Origin of the sequence: Mesorhizobium sp. M0037 (genome assembly GCF_040323635.1) — a bacterium.
Taxonomy (GTDB): domain Bacteria; phylum Pseudomonadota; class Alphaproteobacteria; order Rhizobiales; family Rhizobiaceae; genus Mesorhizobium.
Genome location: NZ_JAMYVB010000002.1, coordinates 380,082 through 396,449 on the forward strand (window position 1 = coordinate 380,082; position 16,368 = coordinate 396,449).

The following is a 16,368-nucleotide window of genomic DNA, read 5'->3' on the forward strand; positions in this document are numbered from 1 at the left end:
GCGGTCGCGTCCATCGGTTCCGTGGCTATCGGCGGTGCGGGATGGGAATTCGACCAGGAACGGTTTACACATTGGATCGAAATCAGCGCTGCCGCGTTGCATTTCACTGAAGCAGGACAATTGATGCAAAAGCTGCCGAGGTTCCCCATAGTCGGTATTGGCGCCTCTGCGGGCGGCATTGCCGCCATGGAGGGATTTTTTCGCGGGATGCCGTCTTCGAGCGGGATGGCGTTCGTGATCGTCACGCATCTCAGCCCGGAACGGGAAAGTCTGCTGCACGAAGTGATTGCGCTTTACACCGGAATTCCGGTTCGTGTCGCTGAAGATGCAATGGATATCCATCCTGACACCGTCTATGTGATGCCGCACAACGCGATCCTCACCATCGAAAATTCCAGCCTAAAGCTGCGCCAACCGAATTCGGTGTCCAGGGAGCGCAAGCCCATCGATATCTTTTTCAGCGCGCTGGCCGAGGATCAGGGCGAATACGCCGTCGGCGTCGTCCTGTCGGGCGGCGATTCCGACGGTACGTTGGGCATCAAGGCAATCAAGGAGCATGGCGGCCTGACGCTGGCGCAACTCTCCGACGAGTCGGGTCCGAGCAATCCCGACATGCCGCGCAGCGCGATCAGTTCCGGTCTGATCGATATCGCCATCCCGGCCGATGAGATGGGTGCGAAACTCATGGAATTTGCCCACAGCTTTGAACTGCTCGACGAGCTTGAAGCTGACGATGGCAAGGCCAGTGCTTTGAAACTCCGCAAGGGCCAGGAAGAAATCTACGCGATCCTGCGCAGCCATTCGGGACATGATTTCTCGGGCTACAAGGCCAAGACGTTCTTGCGCCGCGTCAGGCGACGCATGCAAATAACACAGAACACCGCGATCGATGCCTATATAGAGTTGCTTCGTTCAAATGCGGAGGAAGTGCGGTCGCTGTTTCGCGACCTGCTGATCAACGTGACAAATTTCTTCCGCGATACGGACGCTTTCAAGACCCTGGAAGAAACCGTCATCCCCAAACTTTTCGAAGGCAAGGACGCCAACGATACGATCCGCGTCTGGGTGCCCGGCTGCGCAACCGGCGAGGAAGTCTTCTCGATCGGAATGCTGATGCGCGAGCATATGGATACACTTTCGGCTGTGCCGCGCATCCAGATTTTCGCCACGGACATCGATGACGCGGCGTTGGGCATCGCACGTTCGGCGCGCTATCCGGAGTCATTGCTTGCGGGCGTTTCGCCTGAACGTCGCGAACGCTTCTTCAGCAATGACGGCACAAGTTTCATCTTGAGCAAGAGCGTACGTGATCTCTGCATCTTCTCGGCGCACAGCGTCATCCGCGATCCACCCTTCTCGCGCATGGACATGGTGTCGTGCCGGAACCTGCTGATCTATTTCGGCCCCGATGTGCAAAAGCAGGTTATTCCGACCTTCCACTATTCGCTGAAGCCCGGCGGCTATCTGTTCCTTGGCACCTCCGAGAGCATAAGCCAGCATGCCGATCTGTTTGCACCGGTCGACAAGAAACAACGGATATTCAAGGCACGAGAACATACGGCGCCGCCGCGGCTGCCGATCTTGTTGAATGCTGCGCCTGCAAGCAACTTTTCCAGCGCCAATGACACTCATGCCCGCCGCGGCTTGTCTTATTCCCTAAGGCAAACCGTTGAAGCCCATGTTCTCGAACGCTACGCTCCGGCCCATGTCGTCATCAATGGTGATGGAGATGTCGTCTATTACTCGGTCAGAACCGGCAAATATCTCGAGCCGCCGCAAGGGGTGCCGAGCAGACAATTGCTCACAATGGCACGCAGCGGCCTGCGTCTGGAACTGCGCGGCGCTTTGCGGGAAGCGGCCGAAGGCCGGCGCACGGTTGTGCGCGAAGCGATAGCCATTGAAGAAGATGAAGATCGGGTCCAGTTCGTCACATTGACGATCGAGCCCTTGGTTGATCGCGGCAGCGGCGAGCCGCTGTTTCTCGTCCTGTTCGAACCGGTGGGCCAGCCGCAGCCGCGGCTGGAGGCTCTAAAGGTTCGTCAGCCATCCGGGATTGCTGATTTCGAGCGCGAACTCCGCGATACGCGCGAGCGCCTGCAATCGACGATCGAAGAATATGAGACCGCATTGGAGGAGTTGAAATCTTCCAATGAGGAACTCGTCTCGGTCAACGAAGAAGCCCAGTCCTCCAATGAGGAGCTTGAGGCCTCCAAGGAAGAAATGCAGTCCCTCAATGAGGAATTGAACACCATCAATGCCGAACTGGTTTCCAAGATCGAGGATCTCGATCGGGCCAACAGCGATCTGAAGAACCTGTTCGAGAGCACACAGATCGCGACTGTTTTTCTCGATACCAAGCTGGTTATCCGCAGCTTCACGCCGGCGGCGTCTTCGTTCTTCAATTTGCTGCCGACCGACATCGGAAGACCGCTTACCGATCTTGCCAGCCGGCTCGATTATCCGCACCTGCGCGACCATATCGCGCAGGTTTTCAGGGCCGGCGAGATGATCGAGCACCAGCTACCGCGCGATAGCGACGGCATCCACTATCTCGTGCGGCTGATCCCCTACCGCGACAGCGTGCGGAAAATCCAAGGTGTGGTGGTGACCTTTGTCGATGTGACGACCATGGCTGAAGCCGAAGCCCACCAGCGGGTATTGATCTCGGAACTCAATCATCGGGTCAAGAACATGCTGGCCGTTACGGTCAGCATTGCCAGTCAGACCCTGAAAAATGCTCCCTCTTCGGAGGCTTTCGCCGAAGCGCTCATCGGTCGCCTGCGCGCCATGGCGCGGGCCTACGGAGTGCTCTCGCGCGAAAGCTGGAAAGAGGTCTCGGTAGAGGAAATCGTGCGGCAGGAAGTCGAGCCGTTCGGGCTGGAACGCATCAACACCACAGGCGAGGACATTCGGCTCAAGCCTCAGCAGGGCCTGTCGCTTGGCATGGTGATCCATGAACTTGCCACGAATGCTGGAAAATATGGCGCCTTGTCCGTGCCAAACGGCGTGGTGTCCGTGACTTGGTCGGCGTCGGATCACGGTTTTCAGCTCGAATGGTTAGAAAGCGGCGGTCCCGCTGTCACTCCACCTGAGAAGACGGGATTTGGTCTTTCGCTGGTAAAAGGCGAAATTGAGTATCGGCTTGGCGGAAATTTTGAAACATCTTTCGGTTCCGATGGTTTGAGCTTGCGGATTGAGTTTCCGTTTGATCATCGGGAGAGCGAAACGTGACTGCATCTCGTATCCTTATCGTCGAAGATGAATGGCTGGTCGCGGAGGAGCACCGCGCAATTCTGGAAGAGGCCGGCTTCGCCATCGCCGGGCCAGTGCCGTCCGTTGCTCGCGCGAAAAAGCTGATCGAGAGTGAAGTCATATCTGCCGCGGTCCTGGACATTGGTCTCGGCGGCGAGACCAGCGCTGCCCTTGTCCCTCTTCTAGCGCAACGCGGAATTCCGTTTGTTTTCGTCAGTGGGTACACGGCATCCGACATCCCGCAAGATTTGCGTCATCACAAGATGCTGTCAAAACCCGTGTGGGCTGCTGCGCTGGTCGAGGCCGTGCGAAATATGCTCGGTGTTCAACCGACGTCTTTGGCAAGACACCAGGACAGCGGAACGGTGCCAACCCAACGAGAAGCCCGGTAACGCACTTCTCGTGGGACAAAGACACTGGTTTTTCACCAGATATGCGACGACATTCGGGTCCAGGCCCGAGACGGCGTCGCCGGCAGGTGCCTGCGATCCGGCCGGCACGATTGACATGCTCCCGGTCTGGCGTATTCCAGCGCTGGGCGAAACTTGGCGACCGCGCGACGATTGGTCAGGCGATGAGCCTATCAAACAACGGGCAGTTCGCCCTCGGTTTGCCTCGCGTCGAATAGGACGCCAAGGCCGTAAGTGACGGCGCCAGCGGCAATCATCTCTGCCAACGCTGCGCTCGACACCGGGCAATGCGGCATGACTGCCTTGATCGCGAGTTCGGCATTCGCGATCGACACGAAATCGTGCCGTCGCTTACGGGTCTCCAGATATTGTTCGATCAACATCTGCAGTCGCCTTCTTTCTATTTCATCGCCAGCCATTGGTTCCTCCTGTAGACAGTCTGAAAGCCCACCACGCCTAAGGAGCGGTGGGCTTGGCGGCCCTTTTTGAGGACCGTGGACTCTAGTGAGGCGGGCAGCGTTGCTGACCAGGATGTCGAGACCGCCGAGGGGCGTTGCTGCTTCATCGGCCAGCTTTCTGCAAAAGGCCTCATTGCGGATATCGCCGGCAAGCCTTTTGACCTGCCGCTTTTATTAGGTCCACCAGTTCGTCGGCGTCTTCCTGTTCTTCGGGGAGGTAGCCGAAAGCAACGTCCGCACGCTCGCGCGCGAATGCAATCGCCGCCGCACGACCAATACCGGAATCGCCGCCGGTTATCAGCGCTTTGCGGCCGGCAAGCCTGCCTGATCCTTTGTAGGTCGTTTCGCCGTGGTCCGGGCGCGGCACCATCTTGCTGGCCAAACCCGGCCACTTCTGTTCCTGTGGCTTGAAAGACGGCTGGTGATATTGCGTCACCGGATTCTGTTTGAGCATCGGGCTCGCAGGGCCTGCTTTAGCAGGCACTGTTCCCGTATCGGCTGACGCCGTGGAAGCATAAGCGGCGAGAATTCCTCCCGCCATGCTTCCGACGACAAGTCTGCGCGCTGCGTCTGGTACATAGTCATGCTGGTCGTGGTTCATCATGGGCTCGCTTTGACGGCAGGTGACCGTTACGGAAGTGGCACCTAACCGGCCGTCGACGCGAATGTTCCCTTGTGATTGCAGTGAGTGTCGGTCGCCTTGCCCGTCTTAGCTGTGAGGCCGCGTCACGACTTTGATACAGCCATCCTGCTTGTCGCGGAACGTCTTGTAGGGATCCGGCCCTGCTTTCAGATCGGCCCGGGGGTAATCACAAGGAGGGATCGATTGCGCCGTTCTGGACCATGGCCAATAAAGGTTCCAGGTGGCGTTGCGTATGCGTCTGGCCCATCCGGAAAGCCGGTCCCTCATTCATCGCCGCCAAACGGGATGTGATCGACCAGGCCAACACAGACGCCGGGAACCGAGATGGTGCCGCCTTGCGGCAGCGATAGATTGCCTCGCGCAGCACATGCGGTCTCTGCGAATGCCAGCCCGTTTGATGACGCGAAATATCAGCTCAGTCGCTGGACGCCGACCCAGGCTCGGCCATCCTACGGTGCTGTTCGGCCAAGGTGCCTGCCGGCGTGACATGCGCGGCGGCGACCTGCAGCTTGTTTTTCCAACCGCTGACGACCTGTTCATCACCGGCCATCATCGCCTCGTAACCCGTCTTGGCGACATCGGCCGGATTGTCCTTTTTATCGGAGCCGACCTTGGTATCCATCATTTCAGCGCGCTCGAAGAATCGCGTCTGCGTGGGGCCGGGCATCAGCACGGTGACCGTCACGCCGCTATCTTTCAGCTCATGGCGGAGCGCGATCGAGAAGGAATCGATGAACGCCTTCGTGCCGTTGTAGACGGCCTGGAATGTGCCGGGCATGAAGCCGGCGATCGATCCGGTGAACAGGATGCGCCCGCGGCCTCGCCGGGCCATCTTGGCGCCGAGTTCATGCGCCAGATAGACCGTTCCAGTGACATTGGTGTCGATGATCCGGCGGACTTTTCGCCAGTCCTGGTCGACGAAGCCGTTGCCGAGCCCGCGTCCCGCATTGAGAAACAACAGGTCGATATCGCGATCGCCGATCTGGGAGATCAACCGATCGGCGCCCTCGACGGTCGCCAGATCGGCCTCAATGGCTTCGACCGTTACATTGCGGGTCTCAAGTGCCTCTGCCGCCTGCCGGATAGCCGGCTCGTCGGCGGCGATGATCAGGTCGTAACCGTCTTTAGCGCACAGCTTTGCGAGTTCCCTTCCGATGCCACTCGAGGCGCCGGTCACCACAGCGAGTTTGGCGTCCGTCATCATATCCTCCATCTTCGTGCCATCGGAACCACGAGTGGGCACAATTGTTCCGCGGCGTTTGGGCTGGATTGGTCGTGCGCTGTCATGACGGTCAGGCGACGGTCGTCATCGCGGTCGTTGCGCGCATTCATGGATGGGCCGTCGCGACAAAAACCGTTCTACGCCATGAGAACTCGCCATCGCCTACCTTCAAAAAGGCCCCAAACGCATGGATTGAGTACTCAGAACGGATCAGTTGAAGTTGGAACAAGTGGCCCGGTTGGAAGTTCGAACCGTGCAGCGTTGTTGCCCTCCCATGTTGATGCTGCGCGATCGGGTCATCCCCTCAGCCCGATCTGCCCGCGCTTCTCCGCGCCAAAGAGAAGCGCGGGCCCCCCCTTTTAACGGCTGTCCGGGATGGAGCGTTTTGTTACGTTGGACTAGCCGACCTCACAGGCTCGTCGTCGGTTTCGTTTGACGAGCTCTCCGAGCGCTCTAGATCATTGATGCCGGACGCAGTTGGTTCGGGCCGGGGAGGAAATCCGCGTGGCGCATCCAACGCGCGCTGTACCCCATAACGACCGTCATTTTCCGGTTGGCTGCCTGTGCTTGCTTCTGATGCTAGCCGGGTTGGCCGGATGCTCGTCTTCCAATCAGGTGGCGCAGCAATCACGAACAGCGGCCTCCGCGGCACAGACCGTATCGATGGTGCTGGATGCCTGGGTGGAGGGAGCGGCACCGTCCGCCTATGCCACGGCCGCACTGCACTCGGTCGGAAAAACGCTGGCCGAGGTCGAGGCGCAAATTCGATCGGCCGAGACCGCTGAACCAGCCGGGCGAGCAGGACTGACGGCAGCAGTCAACAGTTTGTCGGTGGCGGTGGCGCATGCCGAGGCGGGATTGCGGGTGAACAATCGCACTGAGGTGAAAAGCGCACAACAGGATCTTCGGGCGGCCATGCGCTCGCTCGCCGCCGCTTACACCAGCGCTTTCGGACCAAAACCGTGAAGAAGCTTCTGGAAATATCGCTTGGCGTCGTCACCAGTGTCGGAGGTTTCCTCGAAGTCGGGTCGATGGCTACGGCGGCGCAGGCGGGTGCCGCCTTCCGATTCCAGCTGATCTGGGCCATAGTTCTCGGCACCATATGCATCATCTTTTTGGTTGAAATGGCCGGTCGGTTCGCCGCGATGAGCCATCACACGATCTCAGAGGGCATTCGTGAAAGGTTTGGGTTCAACGTCTTCCTATGGCCGTTGCTCGTCGTCCTTCTCGTCAATTTCATGGTGCTGTCCGCTGAGATCGGCGGTGTGGCCATCGCACTCGAACTTGCCACCGGCATAGGCTTCCAGTGGTGGGCACTGCCGGTGGCGTTGCTGGCATGGCTGCTGCTGTGGAAAGGCACGTTTGGCTTTATCGAGAAAGGCATGTCGGTCCTCGGCCTCGTGACGCTGTGCTTCGTGGTTGGTGCGGTGATGTTAAAGCCCGACTGGACAGCGGTCGCTGGCAGCGCCGTGCCTTCGCTGCCGGCTCACGATGCCATCAATTACTGGTTCATGGCGGCCAGCATTCTCGGCGCGTCGATATCGCCTTATCTTTTCATGTTCTATTCCTCGGGAGCTATTGAGGACAAATGGGATGAAAGCCACCTGGGGGCCAATCGTGCCATCGCCGGGCTGGGCATGACCTTCGGTGGGGCCATTTCGATCGGCGTGTTGATCGTCGCTGCTCTCGTTCTCGCGACGCGCGGCATCGACCAGGTGGACGACTATCACCAACTGCCGTTGATGCTGATCCCTATATTCGGCTTCTGGGGGTTCGTTCTATTCGTTGCCTCGCTCGCCATTGCCTGTTTCGGCGCCGCACTCGAAGTCGGGTTGCAACAGGCATATCTGGTGGCACAGGGCTTTGGCTGGACCTGGGGCGAGGATCGCAAGCCGCGCGATGATCCGGGCTTCAGTGCCGTCTATACGGCATCATTGTTTTTGGCCGCCATTCCGATCATGCTTGGCCTCGACCCACTGAGGCTGACCATCTTTTCCATGGCGGTAACGGCGGCGAGCCTTCCGCTGACGGTAGTTCCATTTCTCTTCCTGCTGAATGACGAACGCTATGTCGGCGAACATCGCAACGGCATCATTTCGAATGCCGCCGTTGTCTTCATTATCGCGCTTGCCTTCGTGCTCGCCGTGGTGACGATTCCGCTGCAGATATTCGGAGGCACATGATGGAATTGATGCGTGATCTCCTGGACAAGCAGGTGTTCGACCGCCGGCGGGTCAAGATCGGCAAGGTCGACGGAGTGGTGGCCGAGTTGCGGCGGGGCAAACCACCAAGGATTGTCGCGATAGAACTCGGCTCCATCACTTTGGCGCGCCGCCTTGGCGCGCGGCCCGGGGAATGGATGGCGCAACTGACGACGAGGGTGGGTGGCAAACGCCACGCCGTGCCACACAGGATTGCGTGGAAAAAGGTGCAGGACAACGGGCTCGACATCGAATGTGACATCGAGGTGGGCGAGACGTCGATTTTCGCCTGGCAGGACTGGTTGCGCGATCATGTCATCGGGCGCATCCCAGGAGCGTGATGATGAGGACAGTCAACCTCGAACATCTTGCCGGGCGACGCGTGCTCTCGCAGCGTGGAAAGAGCATCGGTCACATCGAAGAGATTCTCGCCGAACAGCGTGGCGACGAGCTCGTCGTTACTGAATTCCACGTTGGCATCTACGCCGCGTTCGAGCGTCTGTCGGCTTCGACCATCGGCATCGCGATGCTCGACCTGTTTCGGCTGCGCCGTCGCGACGGCCTGTACCGCATTCCCTGGGATAAACTCGATATCTCCGATCCGGCGCGACCGCGGCTGCTATGCCCGATGACCGAGCTTCCCGGATGGAAAGGGCAAAAGGACCTTCGGGAGTAGATGGCTACGGCTGGGAGGGCTAAGGCGCCGGCGTTTTGCCGGCGAACAGCCGTTCGTGCAGATGGCGCCTCCGCAAAGATTACTGCAGGTTCTTGCGAAGGAAGATGCGGGCATGTCCTGGAATAACGAATTCGACTTTGCCGAATTCCTCAAACCCATGAAGCCGGTAAAATTGAGGCGCCTGGAAACTGCTCGTCTCGACGACGGCTCTCTTACATCCACGCCTAACGGCTTCCTCCTCAATCGCCATAAGAAGCTGTGATCCATAGGATCGGCCACGCAATTTTTCAGGCAAGAAGAACATGTCGAGAAACAGGAGCCCCAGTTCCGTTCTGCCCCAAATTCCACCCCAGATCTTTCCCGAGGGGTCGGTAAGTTCCGCGCCGATCACTGCCCGGTCATCGATTCCGGTTTGTTCGATGTTGTGTCGATAGAGCGCAGCGGCCGCCTGCGTTCGTGCATCCCCGTTGTGAGCCAGAGCGATTGTAAATCCTTCGGATCGAGCCGGCATGCGTTCTGCTCCTGCGTCGGAATGGTCTTGAGATTCAAGCATCAGATTAACATCAAGGCGGCCGGTTCGCTCGCAGCTCTGATCGCCGCTTCTGTTGTAACCCGTCTTGCCCACATTCCGCATCGCGATCCGCGTCGGATGCATGCAGCCGCGCCCAACATATCGCTTTGGTGTTGAACAAAGCCCATCCTGCCCTTGTCAGGTCTCATCACAATTCGTGCGCCGTCAAGAGTGTCCACCTCGACGAAGGCTGCTGCGGATCACAATCCATTACGCCGGGAACAATGAGAAAAACCTGTCGTTGGGAAAGCGATCGCAATTCGGCGATTCAAACACGGAGACTCCAATGTTGAAGAAAATTCTAGCCGCGTCGGTGCTAACTATTGCCTTGGCCGGTTCCGCCTTGGCGCAGACAAATGGAACGGGTGCTGGCGGCACGGCTGGCACGGGTAATGGAACTGGTACTGGAACTGTTGGCAGCGGCGGCGCCGCTGGCAATGGCACTGGCAGCGGGAATGCGGCCGTGCCAACCGATCCGAATTCCACAAACTCGACTACAAAATCGAACGGCATGACCGACCGTTGCAAGGACGCCGCAGGCAATGACATCGATAACAACACTGCAAGTGGCACAACGACCTCGACCGTGCAAAATTGCAACAAGTAGCCGATGGACCTAGCGGCTTCGGCCGCCCGAAGGCCCGCCATCAAGACAATGGCGGGCCTCCGAGTACGTGCCTCGCATGGCTGGATACATAGGAGCACATGTGTCCAAAGAGACCCGGCGGGCCAAACTCGATCGCTTAGCAGCCTCGATTCCGAAGCACGAATTCGAATTCCTAATGAAGATTGCAAAGGTAAGCCGTCATGACCTACTTGGCCTGATCGCTAAACACGATGGCGGCAGGGGCAAGGTCTATAGGGACCTTGCGGCCCACTTGGCAGCAACTCAGGCCGCCCCGGAGCCCGTACGTGAGGCGGCAGCTGACGACGGCCAAACAGCTGGAGCATCTCCTGCCAGGAACTCGCCCGCCGGCAAGTAGCGGCGAAGATCATTTCGGTGCCAGCCCTGACGCTCCACGGAAGCGACCACCGTGTCGTCTTCCAAAGTCTTCGAATGGGTTGGACGAGCATTTCACCGCGCCTTACCGACGAGTACTGCTGGATACGGCAACCGGTAGGCGCTTTAAATCCGGCTGCAATTCAGGTTCATCGGACATGCCGGAACCTGAAGCGCCGCCGCGCATTTCGTCTCCAGGCATGACCGATCTTGCGGTAATCGCCAGGGAGAAATCCAAATGCAAACTTCAGGCGCAACTTCACAGCAAAACCTTGGCCGATTGGCCATAGAACCGTTTTCCGGCACGGTGACGGTGCGGTTTTCCGACGCCATCGTCGCAGCTACGGAGCGGGCGAAGGTCCTGCGTGAAGACGGGCACGAGCCCGTTTTCTATATCCCCTTCAAGGACATCTATTTCGATCTTTTCGAAAAGACCGACACCACCACCCGGTGCCCGCTTAAAGGCACCGCAAGCTACTGGCGTGTCCACGCCGTCGGCAGTTCTTCCGACGATTTCATGTGGGCCTACGAAACGCCCGATGCGGCCGCTCTGGCTATTGCAGGTCACGGCGCTTTCGATCCGGAAAAGGCCCGTATCGATGTCGACCCTGCCGAGGACAAGCGACACACGCCACATATCGTCGAATAGGTTTCATCAGGCAGAGACAATCACGGTAAGGACAGGCGCGATGAGCATTTTCTACCAGGCGGCAAAGATTGCGGAGGAGGTTCACGCGTCGCAGCGCGATAAGACCGGGCGGCCCTATATCGAGCATTGCCGCCGTGTCGTCGACGCTGTCGAGACAATCGATCAGAAGACTGTTGCCTACCTTCATGATGTTCTGGAGAAAGGCGAAGGCTGGACCCGCGCCAAGCTCGAAGAAGCAGGCTTCGGACCGACAATTGCCGCGGCGGTCGATGCCATGTCGCGCAGTCCGGATGAGGAGTATTTCGCCTTTGTCCGGCGGGCTGCGTCGAACCCAGTGGCGCTCCCCGTAAAACGCGCCGATCTGGAGGACAACATCTGGCAGTCGAGGCAGGTCGGAGCGTCGGCGGCCAAATATGAAGAGGGCCTTCGCATACTTGACAAAGAGTTCTCCCGACAATAGTGCGCGCCCGACGCTGGCATTGCATCTGCCGAGGCAGCCATCGCATGCGAGAGCTTGCGGCGCACAGCACGTTTCGGCTCTCCTGGCCGTCAGTTTTTCCGCGCCGGCGTGCGCCTGAAGGTCGTCGTCTGGACCATGGAACGTGTGATCGGGTCAAAGCTCCTCCGGAGATGGATCGCAGCGTCTCGAAAAGGAGTAACGGCCCGGCTCGGAATCAGGAACTCCTCCGGCACCGGTGCGTTGACCAGCAAGCCGGGACGAGTTCCCGGCCTCCGCGGGTGGCGGGCAAGCCGCCGCCGGACCCGAACTTCTGCACAATGAAAGGTAAGGCCATGGGCTTCTTTTCGAAGGACATCAAGACACTCGACGATCTCTTCGTGCACACGCTGCGCGACATCTATTACGCCGAAAAGCAGATCGAGAAAGCGCTGCCGAAGATGATCGGCAAGGCAACCGATCCGCAATTGAAGGCCGGATTCGAAAAACACCTCGAGCAGACCAAAGGCCATATCGAGCGCGTCGAACAGGTGTTCGAATTGCATGGCGTCAAGGCCAAGGAGGTCAACTGCCCGGCGATAGACGGCATTCTGGAGGAAGCCGACGATGTGAGCGGCGACGTCGACGACAAGGAGGTCCTAGACGCGGCACTGATAGCCTCGGCGCAGGCGGTCGAACATTATGAGATGACCAGATATGGCACGCTCATCGCCTGGGCCAAGCAGCTTGGCCGCAGTGACTGCGCCAACGTATTGGCCAAGAACCTGAAGGAAGAGCAGGCGACCGATCGCAAGCTCACCGAAATGGCGGAAAGCAAGATCAACATGCAGGCTGCCGAGTAGACCGTCCTAGGTCATGATGAGATTTGGTTGAAATCTCATCATGATCTAACCCTGTTGAAGCATGATCTTTCCAAAACCGGCACCAGTGCTGCGTTGAGTCGATCTCCATCGTTGTCCACGGAACTTTCATGACGGGCGAATCTGCCATCTCTCGCGATCTGCCGACGAGTGTAAAATCGTCTTTCGGCGTGGCGTTGAGCACGGCGCCGATGGAAGCAAAGGCTGCCGACACGTTGCCGGCCGATGCTGGCCGATGGCAATACGAACCCAAATGGGACGGGTTCCGCTGCCTGGCCTTTAAAGCCGGCGCGGCCGTGGAGTTGCGTGCAAAATCCGGCAAGCCGTTAGGGCGGTATTTCCCGGAAGTCGTCGCGATGTTGCATGAACTGAAAACAAAAGAGTTCGTGGTCGATGGTGAGATCGTCATCGAAATTGCAGGCGCTCTTTCTTTCGACGCCTTGCAGATGCGGCTGCATCCGGCGGAAAGCAGGATCCGGAAACTGTCCGTCGCGACGCCGGCAAAGCTGATCCTCTTTGACATGTTGGCGACCTCCGAGGGCGCCTTGATGCAGCAGCCGCTCTCGGTTCGGCGCGCTGCACTCGAACTGTTCGTAAAGTCGGCCGGGCGAAAGGATCTCGAACTGTCTCGGGCAACGCGTGATTTGGCGGCGGCAGGCAGATGGCTTGGCCAATCCGGACAAGGTTCGACCGACGGGGTCGTTGCCAAGCTTCTCGATGACGAATATCGACCCGGCGAGCGCGCCATGGTCAAAGTCAAGCGCCTGCGCACGGCCGATTGTGTCGTCGGAGGGTTCCGCTACCTGGCGAATTCGCGTGAAGTCGGCTCCCTGTTGCTTGGCCTGTACAATGACCAGGGGCAACTCGACCATGTCGGGTTCACTTCGACGATCGCCCGGGAGGACAGGGCCAAGCTTACGCGACAACTTGAAGCTTTGCGATCGGCTCCTGGCTTCACGGGAAAAGCGCCGGGCGGTCCCAGTCGGTGGAGCACGGAAAGAAGCGGACAATGGGAGCCATTGCGGCCCGAACTGGTGGCGGAGGTGCGGTTCGATCATGTCACCGGCGATCGTTTCCGTCATGGCACCAAATTTCTGCGATGGCGTCCTGACAAAAGCCCGAAGCAATGCACGTTCGAACAGATACTTGGAAAATGAGGCTTGGCGAGGCGTCGATAGGTCCACACCATCGAGACCAAATCCGTCAAGCATTCGGCGCAGCCAAATCCAGTCGCATTTCACTGGCGATCTTGAACCCGGCGGCGAGATAAACGCCTTTGCAGGAGGATGCCGGACCAAACCGTTGTTCAGTCTGTCACCACGCCTCGCTTTGGCGGCTCACGGTTCTCGTCCGGATTAGGAACTGGCACTTCGTCGGGAAGAAGATCCGGCTCAGGCTCGCGTATGTCCGGGGTCCACGTCGGCGCATCCACTGGCGGCTCTTCGGTTGGCTCTGGTTTGGGGGGCACATCTATTCTCCGGGTTTCGCTTGGGCGTGGGGTTCTGCCCGCCACAGGTCGCGCGTCGCCGAGTCTGGAGGCGAAAGGGTCTTTTCACACCCCATGTATTTTTACCGATGGCCAGCGGTCCTGGGGCCTGATCAGAGTCCTGCGTTCCGGCTCCTTTGAGCGCAATGTTGGCATCCGCTGCCTCTGGCGCTTTGAGGACTGCCCCGTCGACGTTCTTGATCTCGGCCATAAGGCATCGTCCTTGGTGGCCACGGGCAACCGCGAGAATTGTTCCGAGCGATTTAGGGGCGGCTGGGGCCGCTGTGCGGACCTTCTGGCTGGGCAGTTATCAACTATGCTGTCTTGCGTTTCGGTGAGGCTCTCTTTGTGGATTTCGCCAGCCCCTCCTGTTTGAGGCTCTTCTTCAGCACCTCAGCGAGGTTGATGACGTTCTCCTGTGGCCTGGGTGCGGGCTTCGGCGGCTTCTTGCCTTTGCGCTTGGCATCGATCATGGCGATCAGCGCGTCTTCATAGGTGTCTTCAAATTTCGAGGGATCGAAGGTCGTCACTTTTTTGTCAATAAGCATGCCGGCGATTTCGAGCAGATCGGAGTCGTATTTCTGCTTGGCCAATCCATCGAACACACTGCTTTCCGAAACCATTTCGTTGTGGTTGCGAAGCTCAGTCATCACCATGCCCTTGCCATAGGGCTGAATCAGCACTTCGCGGCCGCGCTGGTAGAGCACCACGCAGGATCGAGCGGCCACGCCCTTGTTCTTCATGGCATCGCGGATCACTCCGTATGCTTCGATTGCGGCGCCGTCGGCCGGGATCAGATAGTAGGGCTTCTCGAGATAGCGCGTATCGATATCGTCAATCGATACGAATTCGCCGACTTCGAGCGTGTGCTTCGACGTCAGCTTCAACGCCTTTATGTCGTCAGGTTCGATCTGGAGAAATTCGTCCTTTTCGATCTCGAAACCCTTCACCTGATCCGCTGCATCCACCAGCTTTCCGGTCTCCTCGTCGGCGTAGACGCTCCTGACCGGCAGACCGTCCTTGCGGTTCAAAATCTTGAAATGGATCTTGGATGCTTCGCTGGTTGCGCCGACAATCTTCACGCCGCAAGTAACCGAACCAACCTTCAAGAAGCCCTTCCAGGCAGCACGTGGCGCGGCCATTTTGCGCTTATCCCGTTTCCAGCTAGGGCAACGCGTTTCCGTTCGAATTGTTCCTGCGGCGGGGGCTCGGTGCACCGTGAATGTCCGGTGGGGAAGTCCTGTCAGTCTCGACAGCCGGGCCGGCGCCTGCATCCGCAGGAACCGAAAGCGCACCATGAACATTGTCAGACACAGGCAGGAGAGTGTCATGCAAGTCGTTCGGACCGAAGTGGTGAATGCCAGGGCGCCAGACGGGCAGTCGGTTCGCCGGGTGATATTTTGCGGCGAGGGCGGCGACTGCGTTACGGTGGACATGGCAAACGTCGGGATACAAGCTGAAGATGACGTGCTTGCCCGCGCAAAGGCAATCCTGGTCCAGACAGCGACCTTTGATCTCGCAGCCAATGAATATGACGCGAGCAGCAACGGCAATTTCGACCAGGTCGAGATAACCTCTGCAAGCGACGGCGCCGGCGACGTATATGTCTTTGAGTATCGCGATGGCGAAACCAGCCGACGCATACCGCCGTCGAGGATGGCGAGCCTTGAGGCGGCCCGGTCCGAAGCTATCCGCTGCGCAATCGATCTTCTCGCCGACCTGCAGCCTGGCACGGACGCTCTGTCCGGCTGGCTTGTGAGGGTATCCAACGAAAACGGTGAATTGCTTTACACTGTTGATGTGGCTGAGGCCGATGCAGCGCGGCAGGCAGGCCAGTAACCCAAACCCGACGGAATCCACCAGTGGCCGCCCAAGGATTGATTCACGGACCAATAGGCGACGATGGCCTGCATCTGTGCGTCGACATGCAGCGCCTGTTTGCGCCGGGTGGACCTTGGCCCGTGCCGTGGGCTGAAAAGGTGGTCCCGGCGATCGAAGAACTCGTCGCTAGACATGCCAGCCGTACCCTGTTCACGCGCTTCATTCCTGCCGCCCGCCCGGGCGAGGCGCCGGGAATGTGGGCAAACTACTATCGTCGGTGGGCGGAGGTAACCCTTTCCAACATCGATCCGCGCCTGATCGAGCTGATGCCTCAACTTGCACGATTTGTACCGCCGGCGACGGTGGTCGACAAACATGTCTATTCGCCCTGGACCGAGGGGCGGCTCGACGCGCTGCTGAGTGGCTCCGGCGTGCGTGCGCTCGTGATCACCGGTGGCGAAACCGACGTTTGCGTTCTCGCGACCGTGCTTGGCGCCATCGATCGTGGCTTTCGCGTCATTCTCGTCACCGATGCCATCTGCAGCTCTGCCGACCAGACCCATGACGCACTGATGGAAGTCTACCATTCCCGCTTCAGTGAGCAGATTGAGGCGGCCAGCATGACGGAGGTGTTGGAGTGTTGGCCACAACTCACTCGCTGA

At 58.9% G+C, this 16,368-nt stretch carries 17 protein-coding genes and 1 pseudogene; 13 read left to right on the forward strand and 5 right to left on the reverse strand.

Going from position 1 to position 16,368, the window contains the following annotated elements:
* Nucleotides 1-123 precede the first annotated feature (123 nt).
* The gene (locus NKJ78_RS06125; protein WP_023687842.1) at nucleotides 124-3,231 is read left to right on the forward strand and encodes a CheR family methyltransferase; all 3,108 of its coding nucleotides are present in this window, start codon (nucleotides 124-126) and stop codon (nucleotides 3,229-3,231) included.
* On the forward strand, nucleotides 3,228-3,644 hold the full coding sequence (locus NKJ78_RS06130; RefSeq protein ID WP_023696326.1) for a response regulator: 417 nt from the start codon (nucleotides 3,228-3,230) through the stop codon (nucleotides 3,642-3,644). The genes NKJ78_RS06125 and NKJ78_RS06130 overlap by 4 nt, the downstream gene beginning before the upstream one ends.
* 191 nt (nucleotides 3,645-3,835) lie before the next feature.
* Here the strand turns inward: NKJ78_RS06130 and NKJ78_RS06135 are convergent, their stop codons facing one another.
* The 3 genes and pseudogenes from NKJ78_RS06135 to NKJ78_RS06145 all read right to left on the reverse strand — a co-directional run bounded on the left by NKJ78_RS06135 (nucleotide 3,836) and on the right by NKJ78_RS06145 (nucleotide 5,976).
* On the reverse strand, nucleotides 3,836-4,081 hold the full coding sequence (locus NKJ78_RS06135; RefSeq protein ID WP_023687844.1) for a hypothetical protein: 246 nt from the start codon (nucleotides 4,079-4,081) through the stop codon (nucleotides 3,836-3,838).
* A 90-nt stretch (nucleotides 4,082-4,171) separates the two neighbouring features.
* A pseudogene (locus tag NKJ78_RS06140) lies at nucleotides 4,172-4,574 on the reverse strand (SDR family NAD(P)-dependent oxidoreductase); the annotation flags it as partial.
* Nucleotides 4,575-5,178: 604 nt separating this feature from the next.
* A complete protein-coding gene (locus tag NKJ78_RS06145) occupies nucleotides 5,179-5,976 on the reverse strand; it encodes an SDR family NAD(P)-dependent oxidoreductase (protein WP_502896816.1) in 798 nt (265 codons plus the stop codon).
* 513 nt (nucleotides 5,977-6,489) lie between these two features.
* On the opposite strand from NKJ78_RS06145, the gene NKJ78_RS06150 reads away from it, so the two are divergent.
* The 4 genes from NKJ78_RS06150 to NKJ78_RS06165 are packed head-to-tail and all read left to right on the forward strand — an operon-like array spanning nucleotide 6,490 to nucleotide 8,862.
* Nucleotides 6,490-6,951 carry a hypothetical protein gene (locus tag NKJ78_RS06150; RefSeq protein WP_352459532.1) on the forward strand — a complete coding sequence of 154 codons (462 nt, stop codon included), beginning with the start codon at nucleotides 6,490-6,492 and terminating at the stop codon, nucleotides 6,949-6,951.
* A complete protein-coding gene (locus NKJ78_RS06155) occupies nucleotides 6,948-8,168 on the forward strand; it encodes an NRAMP family divalent metal transporter (RefSeq protein ID WP_352459533.1) in 1,221 nt (406 codons plus the stop codon). Before NKJ78_RS06150 ends, NKJ78_RS06155 begins: the two co-directional genes overlap by 4 nt.
* Nucleotides 8,165-8,527 carry a hypothetical protein gene (locus tag NKJ78_RS06160; RefSeq protein ID WP_352562394.1) on the forward strand — a complete coding sequence of 121 codons (363 nt, stop codon included), beginning with the start codon at nucleotides 8,165-8,167 and terminating at the stop codon, nucleotides 8,525-8,527. Before NKJ78_RS06155 ends, NKJ78_RS06160 begins: the two co-directional genes overlap by 4 nt.
* Before the next feature lie 2 nt (nucleotides 8,528-8,529).
* Nucleotides 8,530-8,862 carry a hypothetical protein gene (locus NKJ78_RS06165; protein WP_023681169.1) on the forward strand — a complete coding sequence of 111 codons (333 nt, stop codon included), beginning with the start codon at nucleotides 8,530-8,532 and terminating at the stop codon, nucleotides 8,860-8,862.
* Nucleotides 8,863-8,941: 79 nt separating this feature from the next.
* On the opposite strand, the gene NKJ78_RS06170 is transcribed toward NKJ78_RS06165, so the two are convergent.
* Complete coding sequence (locus NKJ78_RS06170) at nucleotides 8,942-9,517, reverse strand: GNAT family N-acetyltransferase (protein ID WP_352459534.1); 576 nt, start codon at nucleotides 9,515-9,517, stop codon at nucleotides 8,942-8,944.
* 202 nt (nucleotides 9,518-9,719) lie between these two features.
* Between NKJ78_RS06170 and NKJ78_RS06175 the strand changes: the two genes are divergently transcribed.
* The 5 genes from NKJ78_RS06175 (at nucleotide 9,720) to NKJ78_RS06195 (ending at nucleotide 13,556) form a co-directional block, all read left to right on the forward strand.
* On the forward strand, nucleotides 9,720-10,040 hold the full coding sequence (locus NKJ78_RS06175) for a hypothetical protein (protein WP_031193045.1): 321 nt from the start codon (nucleotides 9,720-9,722) through the stop codon (nucleotides 10,038-10,040).
* Nucleotides 10,041-10,713: 673 nt separating this feature from the next.
* Complete coding sequence (locus NKJ78_RS06180) at nucleotides 10,714-11,082, forward strand: DUF427 domain-containing protein (protein ID WP_502903270.1); 369 nt, start codon at nucleotides 10,714-10,716, stop codon at nucleotides 11,080-11,082.
* A gap of 40 nt (nucleotides 11,083-11,122) precedes the next feature.
* Complete coding sequence (locus tag NKJ78_RS06185) at nucleotides 11,123-11,542, forward strand: HD domain-containing protein (protein WP_352459536.1); 420 nt, start codon at nucleotides 11,123-11,125, stop codon at nucleotides 11,540-11,542.
* A gap of 332 nt (nucleotides 11,543-11,874) precedes the next feature.
* Complete coding sequence (locus NKJ78_RS06190) at nucleotides 11,875-12,381, forward strand: YciE/YciF ferroxidase family protein (RefSeq protein ID WP_023668075.1); 507 nt, start codon at nucleotides 11,875-11,877, stop codon at nucleotides 12,379-12,381.
* 128 nt (nucleotides 12,382-12,509) lie between these two features.
* The gene (locus NKJ78_RS06195) at nucleotides 12,510-13,556 is read left to right on the forward strand and encodes an ATP-dependent DNA ligase (protein ID WP_023714624.1); all 1,047 of its coding nucleotides are present in this window, start codon (nucleotides 12,510-12,512) and stop codon (nucleotides 13,554-13,556) included.
* Between the two features lie 643 nt (nucleotides 13,557-14,199).
* On the opposite strand, the gene ku is transcribed toward NKJ78_RS06195, so the two are convergent.
* On the reverse strand, nucleotides 14,200-15,321 hold the full coding sequence (gene ku, locus NKJ78_RS06200) for a non-homologous end joining protein Ku (protein WP_352562395.1): 1,122 nt from the start codon (nucleotides 15,319-15,321) through the stop codon (nucleotides 14,200-14,202).
* Between ku and NKJ78_RS06205 the strand changes: the two genes are divergently transcribed.
* Together NKJ78_RS06205 and NKJ78_RS06210 are read left to right on the forward strand one after the other, a co-directional pair.
* Nucleotides 15,320-15,724 carry a DUF6894 family protein gene (locus tag NKJ78_RS06205; protein WP_023733183.1) on the forward strand — a complete coding sequence of 135 codons (405 nt, stop codon included), beginning with the start codon at nucleotides 15,320-15,322 and terminating at the stop codon, nucleotides 15,722-15,724. The two genes, ku and NKJ78_RS06205, sit on opposite strands and share 2 nt — an antisense overlap.
* Nucleotides 15,725-15,747: 23 nt before the next feature.
* Complete coding sequence (locus NKJ78_RS06210; RefSeq protein ID WP_352459537.1) at nucleotides 15,748-16,368, forward strand: cysteine hydrolase family protein; 621 nt, start codon at nucleotides 15,748-15,750, stop codon at nucleotides 16,366-16,368.

Excerpts from the sequence above, each read along its gene's own strand:
- NKJ78_RS06125 (WP_023687842.1), top strand. The coding sequence starts at position 124 with ATGCAAAAGCTGCCGAGGTTCCCCATAGTCGGTATTGGCGCCTCTGCG.
- NKJ78_RS06135 (WP_023687844.1), bottom strand. The coding sequence starts at position 4,081 with ATGGCTGGCGATGAAATAGAAAGAAGGCGACTGCAGATGTTGATCGAA.
- NKJ78_RS06145 (WP_502896816.1), bottom strand. The coding sequence starts at position 5,976 with ATGGAGGATATGATGACGGACGCCAAACTCGCTGTGGTGACCGGCGCC.
- NKJ78_RS06160 (WP_352562394.1), top strand. The coding sequence starts at position 8,165 with ATGATGGAATTGATGCGTGATCTCCTGGACAAGCAGGTGTTCGACCGC.
- NKJ78_RS06165 (WP_023681169.1), top strand. The coding sequence starts at position 8,530 with ATGAGGACAGTCAACCTCGAACATCTTGCCGGGCGACGCGTGCTCTCG.
- NKJ78_RS06170 (WP_352459534.1), bottom strand. The coding sequence starts at position 9,517 with ATGCATCCGACGCGGATCGCGATGCGGAATGTGGGCAAGACGGGTTAC.
- NKJ78_RS06175 (WP_031193045.1), top strand. The coding sequence starts at position 9,720 with ATGTTGAAGAAAATTCTAGCCGCGTCGGTGCTAACTATTGCCTTGGCC.
- NKJ78_RS06185 (WP_352459536.1), top strand. The coding sequence starts at position 11,123 with ATGAGCATTTTCTACCAGGCGGCAAAGATTGCGGAGGAGGTTCACGCG.
- NKJ78_RS06190 (WP_023668075.1), top strand. The coding sequence starts at position 11,875 with ATGGGCTTCTTTTCGAAGGACATCAAGACACTCGACGATCTCTTCGTG.
- NKJ78_RS06195 (WP_023714624.1), top strand. The coding sequence starts at position 12,510 with ATGACGGGCGAATCTGCCATCTCTCGCGATCTGCCGACGAGTGTAAAA.
- NKJ78_RS06205 (WP_023733183.1), top strand. The coding sequence starts at position 15,320 with ATGGCAAACGTCGGGATACAAGCTGAAGATGACGTGCTTGCCCGCGCA.
- ku (WP_352562395.1), bottom strand. The coding sequence starts at position 15,321 with ATGTCCACCGTAACGCAGTCGCCGCCCTCGCCGCAAAATATCACCCGG.